Genomic DNA, 15302 nt, shown 5'->3' on the forward strand with positions numbered 1-15302 from the left:
ACCGATAACGCTCGCTTTCGCCTACCGCGTTGGTCGCTTCAATCAATCGCCAAGCGTCGTCATACCTGTAGGAAACAACGTTATGTTCGGTAACCCAGCCCGGCTCCCGCTGCACCTGATAGTCGACGGCAACGATATGGCCGCGCTCATAACGCAGCAGCAATCCCTGGCCAACATGGTTATCGATCCGATGAATCCGCCCGGAATAATCGCGAGCAATGCGCAGTCGGTTGTCATAAGCATCGCTGATCGCCGTCAGCACACCGTCACGGAAGTGGTAGAAAAGCGACGCCTGAGCCAGCACCCATTCATCCGGCAAAGCACCCCGATAAATCGCCGCTTCCGCCAGGCTATTGGTGATCGCCGGCCGTGCAGCAGAGGGCAGGGGAAAGGTAGTGCTGCGGTTTTCGTGATCGGTCCACACCACCGATTCGCCGCTCACCACCAAGCGCTGCGCCAGCGCATGACTCCAGCCAAACCCCAACCCGCAATCCACTTCCACGGCACTGCTGCGATACAACCGCGTCCAGGCAAATGGCAGGACACCCTCCAACGAGCCGTCTGTGAGGGTCAGCAGTTCCTCACCAGTAACCATCGAAACCGGGCAGCCATTGGTACAGGTATTCGCCGAACAGACCGAAGCATCCCCATTGGGATTTTTCGCCGAAGCAGGCACATCATCCACAGGCTCCTGCTTCACCAGCGCCGTGCGTGCCGTCTTAGGTTCCCGCACCATCGGTGCCGGGTTGGAAATCTCGTCCACGCCAGCCTTCAATGGCACCGCCGCAGCCTTGACCGGTACTGCCTGACTCTGAAGCGATAACGGCTTAAGCACCTCCGCATGCCTATCCAACGGGGCCGTACCGCCCAACTTGGCAATCTGCTCCAACCACTCCCGTGCCCGCTCGGACCTGACCTTGCCCAGCACCTGCGCGCCCAGCCGTACCGCCACACCCATACCGCCGGTAGCCCACAGCAACAGCAGGTTGAGCAACACCTCGGTGGTGATTTCCCCGAGCAACTCAAGCATGTAGTGCGGCGGCAGCATGCGCATCCAACTGACCATTGCGGACAGGTAGATGAACAGCAGCGGCTCGTCGCTGAGAATCAACAATCCTTTGGCAATCGCCTCATGACTGAGCGTCAGGAGCGCTCCAAGCTCGGCTTGGGAGAGGTACTGCAGGAGCTTTTCGCTGTTGGGCTTGATGTCTGCCAACCACTGGTACAGCTGCGCAATACCGTCCCAGAGGCCGTAAAGCACGTTTTCAAAGCCCCGCGCATAAGCCAGTTGCAGCGAGGTGTAGCGCTCGCCATAACCCGCCTTGGCATAGCTCTCCCATATCGGCTTGAACGTGCTCGTCCACTGACCGCGCAAGTTGCCTTCCAGCGAGCTGATCTCGGACTGATAGGAGGCATACAGTGCCTTGATGTGATCCCTGGAAACGTTGGGGTAAAAGCTGACTCGATACTGCCGGTCGACGGTGCACTCGGTGACTTCGAGAATGCCGCTGGGGCCGATGGTCTTATGGATGGGATCGCCGAGGGGACCACCGTCTTGCGCGACTTCCTGCAGCATCACCGGCGTATTGCCGATGGGCACGAACCGTGTGCTCTGGAACATGTGCACCAGGGTCAACGACGCATTAGCCTTGCAGGTCGCGACGGTGCTGGCGGGATACAGGGAACGGGTGATGGGCGCGACCAGCGAAACCTCGTCGCCGACCTTGAACACCTGCTCGACATCCAGTGCCGAAAAGCTCCAGAAGCTCTCGGCCCACGCGTCGTAGGTGTTCAGGCAATGTGTGAAGTCGTTAAGAACCCCATCGACGTCGCGCGTCTTCGGGTCCATCGCCGCCACGACCAGAAAGCCTATGGCGGGATTCAAGAGGCAGCCCCATCGGGCAGGGCATTAATCGAAAAAAACATCGGCGTTCCCTCGCGCTGTGTGATCAGGCGAGGGACTTTGCAGAGGTTCTCAGGGCAGGGGAGTAGAGGTTATCCGGCAGTTCGGTAGGACGTTTCGTTAAACCTCCGGCAAGGTCGAGCCGCCATCCACCACCAGCGTCTGCCCAGTGATATAGCCCGCCAGGTCCGATGCCAGGAACAGCATTGCCCCGGCAATATCCGACGGTGCGCCCAGCCGTCCCAGCGGTACCCGGCTGGCGATCTGTGCATTTACCTGGTCATCCCCCAGGTTGCCCATGGCCGGGGTTGCGATCATGCCGGGCTCCACACCGTTGACTCGCACATTCAAACCGGCCATTTCCAGCGCCGCATTGCGAATGAACCCGTTGACCCCGGCCTTCGACGCCGCATAGTGACTCAACCCCGGAAACGCAACCCGCGGCCCCGTGACAGACGACGTAACCAGCACGCAGCCCCGACCCTGACGGCGGAACATCGGCAGCGCCGCCTGGGTCAGCCAGAACAACGCCGAGAGGTTGACCGCCAAGGTACGGCCGAGCATCGCCGGAGTGATCTCGGCAAAGGGCGTCAGCGGAAAATACCCGGCGTTATGCACCAGAATATCCAGCCGCCCCCAGTCGTGTTCCACCCCCGCAATCAGCTCGAAAACCGCAGCCGCATCCGCCAGATCCACCGTCACCGCTTCCACCTGGCAGCCGCGCCCGCACAGCTCCAGCGCGAGCGCCTCTGCCAGTTGCAGGTCGGCGATCATCACCCGCGCGCCCCGCAGGGCAAACGCTTCGACGATGGCCCGACCAATACCCTGGGCGCCACCCGTTACCAATACGTTGCGACCAGTGAAATCCAGGTCTTCATTCATGACGCTGCTCCATACGCGCATAGGCCAGCGTCGGCACATCGACGATGCTTGAGCCCCCGTCCGCCACCAGCGTCGCACCCGTAATGATCGACGCGTCACTGGATGCCAGGAAGCGGCACACCCTGGCGATTTCTTCAGCGCTGGCCGGCCGGCGCAACGGCACATCGGCGCACACCCGGTCATAGGCGTGCTGCAGCGTCTCGCCATGGAAATCCATCAACGGCTGCATTTCCTCATCCGCCATCGGCGTGCGCACCCAGCCGGGGCACACCGCGTTCACCCGCACCCCGCGCGGGCCGTAATCCCGGGCCAGCGAGCGATTGAGCCCGAGCAAGGCATGCTTGGCCGTGGTGTAGCCGCACACCTCGGGCCCGGCAGCCAGTGAGGCAATCGAACCCATCAGCACGATGTTCCCGCCACTTTCCAGCAGCAGCGGCAAGCACGCCCGCGCACTGTAGAAGGCGCTGTCGAGGTTGCTGCGCAGCGCCGCTTCCCAGGTCTGCGGGCTGGTGTCGGTGGCGCTGCCCACGCCATGGCCGCCCGCACAGGCCAGCAGCACGTCGATCCGGCCGAAGCGCTGACGAATCTGCGCAATAAAACCCTCCCAGGTCTGCGGGCAGGCCGCATCACCCACCAACACCAACCCCCCGGTTTCCCGCGCGACCTGCTCCAGCGGCTCGCAACGACGGCCGATCAGTACCAACTGCGCACCCTCGGCGGCGTACAGCCGGGCGCACGCAGCACCGATGCCCGTGCCGGCCCCGGTGATCACGATCGTGCGCGGCTCAGTCATCAGGATGCTCCGTGCGATTGAGCACCTGGCAGTAGGAACTGATGGGAAAGTTCGATAGCTCATCGAAGGAGGCGTCGGCATAGCCGAAGATCTTGCCGTCGCTGCGGTGTTGCTGCAGGTCGATCAGCACCAGGCCGAGGGTGGGGATGATTTTTTCGCGCCAGACGAACAGGTAGAGCTGGTCGGCGATCTTGTAGTAATCGCAGCGGTCGGTGTCGCACAGGCCTTGCTCGACACCCTTGAGGCATTGCCAGGCGTAGAACTGGTGGTTGAGGTAGATGTGCTCGTAGACCTCGCTCGGGCTGTAGCGATACTGGTTGCGCAGGCCGATCAGGTCGGTGGTTGGTGCGTGGGGGCATTGGCCTGGCTGCCACGGGCGGTCGAGGCTGCCGTGGAGAAACTCCACTTCCACCGAGGTCAGCGGCTTGCCGGCAAGGGCGAGGCTGTAGAGGCCTTCGCGGGTTTGTTCCTGGGTGGGCATGCGCCCGAGCACAGCGGTGAACGAAGCGCTGGCGGTGTCGAGCACCAGGCTGACCGACCAGGCCTGCGTGCCTTCGCGCTTGATGAAATCCACCAGGTACAGGCCGGGGCGCACCGAGGTCGCGCGGTAGGTTGCGCTGCCGCTGGAGTGACCGTCGGCCGCGACCCAGGACAGGCTGTCGCGCTCGAACCGGTGCTCGATCTGCCAGCCATTGGCGAAGTGCAGCGTGAAGGCCTTGCCGCTCAGGTCGGCCAGGTTCGGCAGGATAAATGCCTCTGGGGCGAAGCCGTCGGCCAGGGCGCCCACGGTGATCCAGTCAGAAGGGGGGGTCATTTGCGATGCTCCGGTTGGGTGGGTGAACACCACGAATCATCGCGCCCGGGAGCAGGCCCTGGTATCAACCGAATGGTTGAGGCGAACTACAGGAACAGGCTGCCCACCAGCTCCGTGCGACTGCTGACGCCGGTCTTGCGAAACAGGTTGATCAGGTGGGTCTTGATGGTGGGCAGGCCGACGTCCAGCTCCTGGGCCAGCTGTTTATTGCTGGCGCCCTGGCGCAACAGCAGGGCGATCTGGCGCTCCTTGGGTGTGAGACCGGCCAATGCATCTTCAGTGGGCTGCATGTTGGCCACCGCCAGTTGCAGCAAGGTTTGCAGGGCGTTCAGTTGGGCCAGTTGCTCGCCGGTGAAAGCGCCCTGGTCGGCGGTGCGCAACAGCGAAATCGCCGCCTGGGGCTGGCCGGCGCGCTGGGCGAAAATCTCCACCACATCGACCACGCCATAGCGCCGCAGAAAATCCCCATAGCGCCGGGTATCCCGCGCCGGCTGGCGGGCCATGGCAACGTCCAGCGTTACCACCGCCAGGCCACTGGACAGGCAGTTGCGCGGTTGCAACGGGTCGAATTGGCGGTAGTTGTCGAGGTAGTCGCGGTGCATTTCGCCGCTCATGCCGTGCAACTGGAAATCCCGGGCTTGCAGCTGGCGGTCGACGCAATAGAACGCGGCCTGGCTGACCGGAATCAAGCGGGTGAAAGCCTGCAGGCACTGGCCGGCGACTTCGTGGGCGGGGAGAGCGTGCATGGGTGGGCACCTGCGCCAAAAGGCTGCCGACGGGTGCCGGCAGCCGGGGCTATCACACCACGGCGAAGTAGTGTTTGACGAAACTTTCGCTGACCACTTCCCACAGCACCGGGGTGCCCTTGGTCACGAACCAGCTGTCACCGGCCTTGTAGCGGGTGCTCTGGCCGGTGGATTCGTCGGTGAGCACCACTTCGCCGGTGACCACGGTGGCCTGTTCGGCAAACGGGTAGACCATGCGGAACTTGCCCTGGGTGGTGCCGAAATAGGCGCTGCTGACCGGGTCGGTGGGGGCACCGAAGGTCATTTTGCCGAAGGCCCGGACTTCGCCTTCGAGGATGGTGGAACCGAGGTCGGCGACGGTGCCCCAGGCGTCGAGTTCGGATAGCTGGATGTCTTTCTTGAGGGTAACGAGGGTCATGGCAGTTGCTCCTGATGAGAAAAAATTAGTGACCAACTGTAGGAGCGAGCTTGCTCGCGAAGGTCGTCAACGATGACGTTGGCGTCCTGGATTAACGCGGCGCCCTTGGGTTTTTCGCGAGCAAGCTCGCTCCTACAGGTGTTTGTCAGCGGCGGCCGTTCCAGTAACCGGAGAGCTGGTGCCAGGATTTGCCGGCGGTAAGCAGCAGCGGGCGGATCGCGTCCTTGCCGATGATGGTCGGGCGATGGATCGAGCTGACCAGGTCATACCGCGCCGAGCCTTCGCTCATGCCTTCGGCCAGCACCTTGCAGATGATGTGGCTTGGGGTCACGCCGAAGCCCGAATAGCCCTGCACGTAGAACGCGTTGCTGCGCCCGGGCAAGGTGCCGACCTGCGGGAACAGGTTCGGGCTGCAGGCCATCGGGCCGCCCCAGGCCAGGTCGATCTTCACGTCCTTGAGGTACGGGAAAATCTTCAGCATCAGGTTGCGGTTCCAGGCTTTCAAATCGCCGGGAATGTGCTCCACCAAAGGCGTGGCGGCGCCGAACAGCAGGCGGTTTTCGTTGGTGACGCGGTAGTAGTCGATCACCGGGCGAATGTCGCTGTAGGCCCCGCGAATCGGGCTGATACGGTTGATCAGCTCTTCTGGCAACGGCTCGGTCATCATCTGGAACGCGTAGGTGTTGATGGTCGAGCGGTGCAGTTCCGGCTCCAGCTTGTTGAGGAAACTGTCGCAGGCCCACAGCAGCTTGCTGGCCTTGACCGAACCGCGGCCGGTGCGCACGGTGATGCGCTCGCCATAACTGACTTCCAGCGCCGGGCTGTTCTCGAAAATCCGCACGCCGTGGCCGGCCAGGGCCTTGGCTTCGCCCAGCAGCAGGTTCAACGAGTGCACATGCCCGCCGCCCATGTGCAGCAGGGCGCTGCTGTAGGCGTCGGAGCCGATGATCTGCTTGACGTCGGAGCCGCCAAGAAAGCGGATCTCGTGTTGGGTGTTGATGGATTTGAAGTCTTTCTCCCAGGCGCGCAGGGTCTTTTCCTGGCGGGCGTTGAAGCCCATGTAGCCATAGCCGTGGCAGAAGTCGGCATCGATGTCGTACTTGGCGATGCGGTTCTTGATGATGTCGGCGCCCAGGTCGCTGATCTCGAAGATCTGGCGCAGGCCGTCTTCACCCACGTCCTTCTTGATCTTTTCCAGGTCGTGGCCGATGCCGGCCATGATCTGCCCACCGTTGCGCCCGGTACCGCCAAAACCCAGGTAACGCGCTTCCAGCACGACGATGTTGGTGATGCCTTTTTCGGCGAGCTCCAGGGCGGTGTTGATCCCGGAAAAGCCGCCACCGATGATCACCACGTCGGCTTCCACGTCCTGCTCCAGGGTGGGGAAGCTGAGGTTGTATTTCTTGGTCGCCGTGTAATAGGTCGGCGTTTCGATATTGATCATTGCGCTGCCTGACAGTGAAGAGCTAATGAGTGTATTAAGGCCGTTGGCGCGCTGGATGTCTTGATTCTGTGTGCCGCCGGTTTTGATCCTGCGCGCCAGAGCCTTCGCCGGCTTCACAAGTTATAGCGTGAGGTGGGGAGGAGAGTGTTAGAGTTTCGTTAAAACATTAACTAAATCTATCGTGACCCTGAGCCTATGTTGAAACCCAGACAATCCCTGACCCTGACCTTGCTTCAGGCCCGTGAAGCGGCCATGAGTTTTTTCCGGCCCTCGCTGAATGAGCATGGGCTGACCGAGCAGCAATGGCGGGTTATTCGAATTCTCAGCCAGCATGATGAGCTGGAGATTTACCAACTGGCGGAACTGGCGTGCATTCTCAAGCCGAGCATGACCGGCGTGCTGGTGCGCATGGAGGCGGCGGGGATGGTGCACCGGCGCAAGGCCGAGCAGGATCAGCGGCGGGTGCTGGTGACGCTGGCGGAGAAGGGCAAGGCCAGTTTCGAGTCGATGAGCCAGTGCATGGAGGAGAATTATCAGCGGTTGCAGGAGCAGTTCGGGGAGGAGAAGTTGCAGGTGTTGCTGGGGTTGCTGGATGAGTTGAAGACTATCAAGCGCTGACACACCGCCGATCCAAATGTGGGAGCTGGCTTGCTCGCGAATGCGGTGGGTCAGCCAACAAACCTGGCACTGATACACCGCTTTCGCGAGCAAGCCCGCTCCCACATTTTGGATCTTTGTGGTTTCAGAGCGTCAGTACACGCCGCCGGTAGTGGCTGGTGCCGCAGTGTCTTTGAATTTCGCCGCCAACCCCTGCAACCCGCGCATCAACACGGTCGTATCCACCCCCACCGCCACAAACGCCGCCCCCAACTCGATATACCGCCGCGCCAGTTTCTCATCCGCACTCAAGATCCCCGCCGCCTTGCCGGCTTTTTGAATCCGTACGATGGCGTCCTCAATCGCCGCCTGCACCTCGGGGTGCCCGGGATTCCCCCGATGCCCCATGGCCGCACTCAAGTCCGCCGGCCCGATAAACACCCCATCCACGCCATCAACCGCCGCAATCGCGTCCAGGTTGTCCAGGCCTTCACGGTTCTCGATCTGCACCAGCAGGCACATCTGTGCATCGGCCTCATCCAGGTAACCGGGAATCCTGTTCCAGCGCGACGCCCGCGCCAGCGCGCTGCCCACGCCCCGTACACCACCCGGTGGATAACGCATCGCCCGCACCAGCTGCCGTGCCTGGTCAGCCGTCTCCACCATCGGCACCAACAGCGTCTGCACGCCGATATCCAGAGCCTGCTTGATCAACGCCGTATCGCCGATCACCGGGCGAATCACCGGTTGGCTGTCATAAGGCGCGACAGCCTGCAGTTGGCCGAGCATGCCGCGCAGGTCATTGGGTGCGTGCTCGCCGTCGATCAGTAGCCAGTCGAACCCGGCATTCGCGGCCAGTTCGGCGCAATAAGCGTCGGCCAAACCGAGCCACAGGCCGATCTGGGTTTCGCCACGTTGCAGGCGCTGCTTGAAGCGGTTGATGGGCATGTCCATGAAACGGTCCTCCAGTATTCAGACAAAGCGGCAGGAGATGGAACCGAGCATGTCGTAGTCGACATGGAAGGTATCGCCTGGATTCGCCGCTACCGGGCGGGTAAACGAGCCGCCGAGGATGATCTGGCCGGGTTGCAAGGTGACGTCGTACGGCGCCAGTTTGTTCGCCAGCCACGCCACGCCCTTGGCCGGGTGGTTGAGCACGGCAGCCGACACCCCGGACTCCTCGATCACCCCGTTGCGGTACAGCACAGCGGGCACCTTGCGCAGGTCGATCTCGGTGGGGCGTACGGCGCGGCCGCCCATCACCACGCCGGCGTTGGCGGCGTTGTCGGAAATGGTGTCGAACACCTTGCGGGTGGCGTTGGTGTGCGGGTCGATCTGCTGGATGCGGGCGTCGATGATTTCCAGCGCCGGGATCACCCATTCAGTGGCATCGAGCACATCGAAAATCGTGCAGTTCGGGCCCTTCAGCGGCTTGCCGAGGATGAACGCCAGTTCCACTTCGACCCTTGGCACGATGAAGCGCTCGAAAGGGATGTCGGTGCCTTCGTCGAAGAACATGTCATCGAGCAGGGCGCCGTAATCCGGCTCGGTGATGTTCGACGACACCTGCATCGCCCGCGACGTCAGGCCGATCTTGTGTCCGACCAGCTTGCGCCCGTCCTTGATTTTCCGGGCCACCCAGGCGCGCTGGATGGCGTAGGCGTCTTCAATCGTGATGTTCGGATGCTCCATGGAAAACTGGCGCACCTGTTCACGGGAGCGCTCGGCCTGGTCGAGGCGGGCGGCGGCTTGCTGAATAAGGGCTTGATCAAGCATGACAAAATCTCTACTGGGGATTGACGATGGCCGCATGGGTGCGCAGCACCAGCAGGCCGCCGAGGGCGATAAGCAGCGCCAGCACGTACAGGGCCAGGCTCGCGCTTTGGGTGGTGTCGCGCATCCAGCCGATCAGGTAGGGCGCGAGGAACGAAGCGATGCTGCCGAACGAGCTGATCAGCGCGATGCCGGCCGCCTGGGTGCTGTTGGACAGGAACGCCGGCGGCAATTGCCAGAACATCGGCAGCGCAGCGCTGGCGCCCATGCCGGCGAGGATCAGGCCGCCCAGCACCAGGGTCGGGTTGGTGGGCGAGAGCCCGGCCACCGCAATACCGATGGCCGACATCAGCAACGGCACGCACAGGTGCCAGCGGCGTTCGCGGTTGCGGTCGGACGAGCGCCCGCAGCCGATCATGAAGAAGCACCCGGCCAGATACGGTACGGCGCTCAGCAAGCCGACCTGGCTGTCGCGGCCGATGCCGGCGCCGTGGATCAGGGTGGGCATCCAGAACGCCAGGGTGTTCACCGCCAGCATCACCGCGAAGTACACCGCCACCAGCAGCCACACCTGCGGGTCACGCAGGATGCCGCCGAAGGAGGTGATGGATTTGCGCTGTTCTTCAGTGCTCAGTTGCTCGCGCAGTTGTTGCTTTTGCGCGGGCTCCAGCCACTTCACGGTTTCGAAGCTGTCGGGCAGGTATTTCAGGACGACCAGGCCGAGCAGCACCACCGGGGCGCCTTCGATCAGGAACATCCACTGCCAGCCCCGCAGCCCGCCGAAATCATGGAAGTTCTCCAGGATCGCACCGGACAACGGGCCACCAATCACACCGGCCATGGGCACGGCAATCGCAAACAGCGCGGTGACTTGCGCGCGGCGGCGGGCCGGGTACCAGCGGTTGAGGAACACCAGGATCCCCGGGAAGAAGCCGGCTTCGGCCACCCCCAGCAGAAAGCGCAGCACGTAGAAGCCCGTGGAGCTTTCGATCCACAGCATGCTGGTGGAGAGCACGCCCCACACCACCATCAGGCAGGCGATCCAGCGCCGTGGGCCGACCCGGTCCAGGGCCATGTTGCTGGGTACGCCGAACAGCGCGTAGGCGATGAAAAACAGGCCGGCACCGAGGCCATACACCGTGTCGCTGAAGTGCAGGTCGGTGCTCATCTGCATCTTGGCGAAGCCGATGTTGATGCGGTCCAGGTGGGCAAACAGGTAGCAGATCAGCAGCAACGGCATCAGTCGCCAGGTGACGATGCTGTGGGTGCGCTGATGTTCGATCAGGGTGGTGCTGTCGGCGGTATTGGCTGTGCTCATGATGTTGTTCTTTTTTGTTTGAGTGGCCATGGGCGGAAAGGTGGGCTGTGCTCAGCCCGCCTGGTTCTTCAGGAATGCGTGCACGTTGTTCTGCTTGAAATTCAGCTCGGGGTGCAGCTCGATCATCTCGAACGACAACGCCAGCAGCCGCTGGGATTGCAGCTCGGCGAAGTGCTCGGTGATGACCTTGAACAGGGCTTCGGCCACCGCCTTGCGGGTTTCCAGGTCGCGCCCGTGGCCGACCTTGAGGGTCATGTGGACGAAGGCGTAGTCATGCTTGCCGTCGGCCATGCGCCAGGTGTCCAGGCGCACTCCGCGACTGCGGATGCCCCCCAGGGGAAACACGCCGCTGTCCCCCAGCACGGCGTGAACCTGCTCGAACAGGGCCGGCAGGTTGGCCTGCTGCTCGATGTTGTCGGTGTATTCGGCGATGAAGTGCGGCATGTGTATCTCCTCTTGGGGTGAGGTGCAGCGAATTCCTTGTAGGAGCTGGCTTGCCTGCGATGGCATCAACTCGGTGCGACAGATACACCGAGGTGCCTGCATCGCAGGCAAGCCAGCTCCCACATTTGATCCTCACCAAGGCTCATAAAGGGAAAATGGCATTGATCTGCCCGGTGCCCGAACTGCCGAACGGCTGGGTGATGATCTCGGCCGGCTGGTTGTAGTCCGGCCCGCCCAGCAGTCCCAGAAGCATCGCGGTGTCGTGCATCTTGCCTTCGCCGAAGCAGTGCTCGGCGTAGTCCGGCAGCATTGCGCAGAACTCCTTGAAGCGGCCTTGCTTCCACATCTCCACCACGTGCAGGTCCATCTGTTTGTCGAATTCACGGGTCCAGTTGTGGATGTTGGCTTCGGCTTCGCGGTCGTCCGAGAAACGGTGGGAGAGGGAGCCCGAGGCCAGCACCAGGACTTTGCGGTCGCTTTTCTCGATCGCCCGGCGCACGGCGGCGCCGAACGCAAAGCTGTCTTCCAGGCGGTGCCAGGCGCACCACGCGGCAATCGAGATCACGTCGAACTTCTGCGCGTCCGGCACGCCCATGTGCATGTAGCGCATCGGCACCAGGGTGCCGTATTCCAGCTCCAGGCTCGGGATGTTGTGGGCCATGGTGCGCACGCCGGCCAGGTTGGCCTCGGCGGCGATCAACTCGCCCAGCTCGGGGCAGCCCGGGTACTCGTACTCCATGTTCTTGATGAAGTGCGGCAGCTCGTTGCTGGTGTAGGTGCCCTTGAAATGCTCGCCGCAGTTGACGTGATAGCCGCTGTTGACCAGCCAGTGCACGTCGAACACCACCGCGGTGTCGGCCCCCAGTTCACGGGCGCGCCGCCCGATTTCCTTGTGCCCGGCGATGGCTGCTTCGCGGCAACCGTGGTGCTTGCCGGGCAGTTCCGACAGGTACATCGAGGGAACGTGGCAGATCTTCGCTGCCAGAACCACTTCGCCCATGATCATTCTCCTGAGTATTTATTCTTTTGTAGGAGCGAGCTTGCTCGCGAAAAACGTCAACGATAACGCAGCACTTCTGTTAGCCCGCGGCGCCTGCGGGTTCTTCGCGAGCAAGCTCGCTCCTACAGGTAGCGTTGTTATATCCGGGTTACACACCCCAGCGCGGGATGTGATGACTGCCCATGGAAATGCACACGTTCTTGATCTCGGCAAACACTTCGAAGCTGTACTGGCCGCCTTCACGGCCGGTGCCGGAACCTTTTACCCCACCAAACGGCTGGCGCAAGTCCCGCACGTTCTGGCTGTTGATGAACACCATGCCGGCTTCGATGCCGTAGGCCAGACGATGCGCCTTGCCGATGTCCTGGGTCCAGATATAGGACGCCAGGCCGTACTCGGTGTCGTTGGCCAGTTCCAGCGCCTCGGCTTCGTCCTTGAACGGGATCAGGCACACCACCGGGCCAAAGATTTCTTCCTGGGCGATGCGCATGTTGTTGTTCACATCGGCAAACACCGTCGGCTGGATAAACTGCCCGCGGCTCAAGTGCGCCGGCAGGTTGGCCGGGCGTTCCAGGCCGCCGGCCAGCAGGGTGGCGCCTTCCTCGAGGCCAATCCTGATGTAGCCGGTGACCTTGTCATAGTGGGCCTGGGTGATCATCGAGCCGACCTGGGTCTTCGGGTCCTGTGGGTCGCCGACGATCAGGCGTTTGGCGCGGGCGGCAAAATCGGCGACGAACTGCGGGTACACGCTCTCCTGAATGAAGATCCGGCTGCCGGCGGTGCAGCGTTCACCGTTGAGCGAGAAGATGGTGAACAGTGCCGCGTCGAGGGCGCGGTCCAGGTCGGCGTCTTCAAAGATCAGCACCGGCGACTTGCCGCCCAGTTCCATGGAGTACTTTTTCAGCCCGGCGGTCTGCATGATTTTCTTGCCGGTGGCGGTACCGCCGGTGAAGGAAATCGCCCGCACGTCCGGGTGGCGCACCAGCGCATCGCCGGCGGTGGCGCCGTAGCCCTGGATCACGTTCAGCACGCCTTTGGGGAGCCCGGCTTCGACCGCCAGGCGCCCCAGTTCATTGGCCGTCAGCGGCGAGAGCTCGGACATCTTCAGCACCGCGGTATTGCCCAGCGCCAGGCACGGCGCAGTCTTCCAGGTGGCGGTCATGAACGGCACGTTCCATGGCGACACCAACGCACACACACCCACCGGCTGGTAAAGCGTGTAGTTGAGCATCTGGTCGTCCACCGGGTAACTGTGGCCGTCCATGCGGGTGCAGACTTCGGCGAAGAAATCGAAGTTGTGAGAGGCCCGTGGAATCAGCACGTTCCTGGTCTGGTGGATCGGCAGGCCGGTGTCGAGGGTTTCCAGCTCGGCCAGGTGCGGCACGTTCTGTTCGATCAGCTCACCGAGCTTGCGCATCAAGCGGGCCCGTTCCTTGGCCGGTGTGCCTGCCCACTTCGGAAAGGCTTCCTTGGCTGCTGCAACGGCCTGCGCCACTTCCTCGGCACCGCCGCTGGCCACTTCACCGATGGCTTCGCCGGTGGCCGGGTTGTAGTTGATGAAGGTGTCTTTGCTTTCGACCTCACGGCCGTTGATCCAGTGTTTGATCATATTGCTCAAGCCTCTTTACGGGCGGCGAAAAAGTCCGCCTCGCTGACAATTCGATTGACCAGGCGACCGACGCCTTCGACTTCCACGACCACTTCGTCCCCCGGCACCACATCCGCCAGGCCTTCCGGGGTGCCGGTGGCGATCATGTCGCCGGGCTGCAAGGTCATGAAGCTGGACAGGTACTCGATCAAATACGGGATGTCGAAAATCATGTCTTTCGTGCTGCCTTCCTGGCGCAGCTCACCGTTGATCCAGGTGCGCAGCTTCAGGTTGCTCGGGTCCGGCACGTCGGCGACATCCACGATCCATGGGCCCACGGGGGTGGTGGCGTCGCGGTTTTTCACCCGCAGGTTGGGGCGGTAGTAGTTTTCCAGGTAGTCGCGGATCGCGTAGTCGTTGCACACCGTGTAGCCGGCCAGATACTCCAGGGCGTTCTCGCGCTTGACGTTGCGCGCCGGTTTGCCGATGACCGCCACCAGTTCGCACTCGTAGTGCATGTAGGCGACGTTGTCCGGGCGCCAGGTCACCTGGTTGTGGCCGGTGTAGGTGCCGGGGGACTTGATGAACGCCAGCGGTTCGGTCGGTGGCTTGAAGGCCAGTTCGGCGGCGTGGTCGGCGTAGTTCAGGCCGAGGGCAAACATGCTGCCGGTGGCCGGTGGCAGCCATTCGACCTGGTCTTCGGCCAGCAGGCGGCCGTCGGCCAGGCGCACGGCGTTTTCAGCTTCTACCAGCACCTGGTGGGCTTCACCTTCAAAGCGAATACGGGCGTGTTTCATGACAGCTCCTCTGCCTTGATGTGGTTGACCAGGCGGCCCAGGCCGCTGATCTCGACTTCAACCGTGTCGCCGGGTTGCACATCCACCCGGCCTTCGGGGGTGCCGGTGATAAGCACATCGCCTTCGTGCAGGGTCATGAACTCGCTGATCTCGGCGATCAACTGCGGCAGGCTGCGCACGAAGTTGGCGGTGGAGTTTTGCTGGCGCAGTTCACCGTTGACGAACAGCTTCACGCTCAATTGATGCGGATTGGCGACCTGGTCGCGGGCCACCAGTTCCGGGCCCAATGCGCAGAAACCGTCCCGGCACTTGGCTTTCACCGCCGGGCGGTAGTAGCTGTCTTCCGGCAGGCTGAACTCATTGACGATGGTGTAGCCCGCCACATGCTCCAGGGCATTTTCGACGCTGACCCGGCTGGCGCTCTTGCCAATCACCACCCCGAGTGCCGGGCCCGGTTGCAGGCGTTCACCTTGCGGGTGCAGCACCACGCCATCGTGGCCGTTGCGGGTATTGGGCGTCTTGATGAACAGCACCGGCTTCACCGGTGGCTTCTGGTAAGGCGCTTGTTCGAATTCGGCGAGACGTTGGTTCAGCAACCCCTGGTAGTTCAGCGCAACGCCGAACAGGGTGCCGTTCGCAACATCATGCAGGGCACGGCTCATGCTTTTCTCCTGGCAGTGGCGGGGCAGATTCGGACCTGCACCGTGGGAAATTCGTTAACGTGTTAACGTTATAATTAAGATGTTAACTATCGTCAAGCGTGGCAATATTTCAGGGCAGTCAAA

16 protein-coding genes are annotated in these 15302 nt (G+C 62.4%); 1 reads left to right on the plus strand and 15 read right to left on the minus strand.

The window, feature by feature from the left end:
* The 7 genes from HX839_RS31665 to HX839_RS20625 all read right to left on the minus strand — a co-directional run.
* Positions 1–1849, minus strand: a 1849-nt coding sequence (locus HX839_RS31665; protein WP_256344736.1) for a DUF6531 domain-containing protein, incomplete at its 3' end; no start/stop codon positions are given.
* Positions 1850–2023: 174 nt separating this feature from the next.
* The gene (locus HX839_RS20600) at positions 2024–2785 is read right to left on the minus strand and encodes an SDR family oxidoreductase (RefSeq protein ID WP_177021257.1); all 762 of its coding nucleotides are present in this window, start codon (positions 2783–2785) and stop codon (positions 2024–2026) included.
* Positions 2778–3578, minus strand: a complete 801-nt coding sequence (locus HX839_RS20605) for an SDR family NAD(P)-dependent oxidoreductase (protein WP_177021256.1) — start codon at positions 3576–3578, stop codon at positions 2778–2780. The genes HX839_RS20600 and HX839_RS20605 overlap by 8 nt, the downstream gene beginning before the upstream one ends.
* On the minus strand, positions 3571–4392 hold the full coding sequence (locus HX839_RS20610) for a molybdenum cofactor biosynthesis F family protein (RefSeq protein ID WP_177021255.1): 822 nt from the start codon (positions 4390–4392) through the stop codon (positions 3571–3573). Before HX839_RS20610 ends, HX839_RS20605 begins: the two co-directional genes overlap by 8 nt.
* Positions 4393–4478: 86 nt before the next feature.
* A complete protein-coding gene (locus HX839_RS20615; protein WP_087694951.1) occupies positions 4479–5138 on the minus strand; it encodes a LuxR C-terminal-related transcriptional regulator in 660 nt (219 codons plus the stop codon).
* A 52-nt stretch (positions 5139–5190) separates the two neighbouring features.
* Positions 5191–5556, minus strand: a complete 366-nt coding sequence (locus HX839_RS20620) for a cupin domain-containing protein (RefSeq protein ID WP_003209872.1) — start codon at positions 5554–5556, stop codon at positions 5191–5193.
* Between the two features lie 145 nt (positions 5557–5701).
* Complete coding sequence (locus HX839_RS20625; protein WP_177021254.1) at positions 5702–7000, minus strand: FAD-binding oxidoreductase; 1299 nt, start codon at positions 6998–7000, stop codon at positions 5702–5704.
* Positions 7001–7195: 195 nt separating this feature from the next.
* Here HX839_RS20625 and hpaR point away from each other — a divergent pair, with 195 nt between their 5' ends.
* A complete protein-coding gene (gene hpaR, locus HX839_RS20630; RefSeq protein ID WP_003209875.1) occupies positions 7196–7618 on the plus strand; it encodes a homoprotocatechuate degradation operon regulator HpaR in 423 nt (140 codons plus the stop codon).
* A 132-nt stretch (positions 7619–7750) separates the two neighbouring features.
* On the opposite strand, the gene hpaI is transcribed toward hpaR, so the two are convergent.
* From hpaI to HX839_RS20670, 8 genes are all read right to left on the minus strand, one after another.
* The gene (gene hpaI / locus HX839_RS20635) at positions 7751–8551 is read right to left on the minus strand and encodes a 4-hydroxy-2-oxoheptanedioate aldolase (RefSeq protein ID WP_177021253.1); all 801 of its coding nucleotides are present in this window, start codon (positions 8549–8551) and stop codon (positions 7751–7753) included.
* 18 nt (positions 8552–8569) lie between these two features.
* A complete protein-coding gene (gene hpaH / locus HX839_RS20640; protein WP_177021252.1) occupies positions 8570–9373 on the minus strand; it encodes a 2-oxo-hept-4-ene-1,7-dioate hydratase in 804 nt (267 codons plus the stop codon).
* Positions 9374–9383: 10 nt separating this feature from the next.
* Positions 9384–10688 (minus strand): MFS transporter, encoded by a 1305-nt coding sequence (locus HX839_RS20645; RefSeq protein WP_008437183.1) that lies wholly within the window; start codon positions 10686–10688, stop codon positions 9384–9386.
* A 51-nt stretch (positions 10689–10739) separates the two neighbouring features.
* Positions 10740–11132 carry a 5-carboxymethyl-2-hydroxymuconate Delta-isomerase gene (locus HX839_RS20650; protein ID WP_087694947.1) on the minus strand — a complete coding sequence of 131 codons (393 nt, stop codon included), beginning with the start codon at positions 11130–11132 and terminating at the stop codon, positions 10740–10742.
* A 142-nt stretch (positions 11133–11274) separates the two neighbouring features.
* Complete coding sequence (hpaD, locus tag HX839_RS20655; RefSeq protein WP_003209884.1) at positions 11275–12132, minus strand: 3,4-dihydroxyphenylacetate 2,3-dioxygenase; 858 nt, start codon at positions 12130–12132, stop codon at positions 11275–11277.
* A gap of 148 nt (positions 12133–12280) precedes the next feature.
* Entirely contained in the window at positions 12281–13741 is a 1461-nt protein-coding gene (gene hpaE / locus HX839_RS20660; protein ID WP_177067627.1) for a 5-carboxymethyl-2-hydroxymuconate semialdehyde dehydrogenase, read from the minus strand.
* A gap of 5 nt (positions 13742–13746) precedes the next feature.
* The gene (locus tag HX839_RS20665) at positions 13747–14517 is read right to left on the minus strand and encodes a fumarylacetoacetate hydrolase family protein (RefSeq protein ID WP_003209888.1); all 771 of its coding nucleotides are present in this window, start codon (positions 14515–14517) and stop codon (positions 13747–13749) included.
* Complete coding sequence (locus HX839_RS20670) at positions 14514–15179, minus strand: fumarylacetoacetate hydrolase family protein (RefSeq protein ID WP_008437186.1); 666 nt, start codon at positions 15177–15179, stop codon at positions 14514–14516. The genes HX839_RS20665 and HX839_RS20670 overlap by 4 nt, the downstream gene beginning before the upstream one ends.
* Positions 15180–15302: the final 123 nt, after the last annotated feature.

This window comes from Pseudomonas sp. I8001 (assembly GCF_013385345.1).
Taxonomy (GTDB): Bacteria; Pseudomonadota; Gammaproteobacteria; order Pseudomonadales; family Pseudomonadaceae; genus Aquipseudomonas.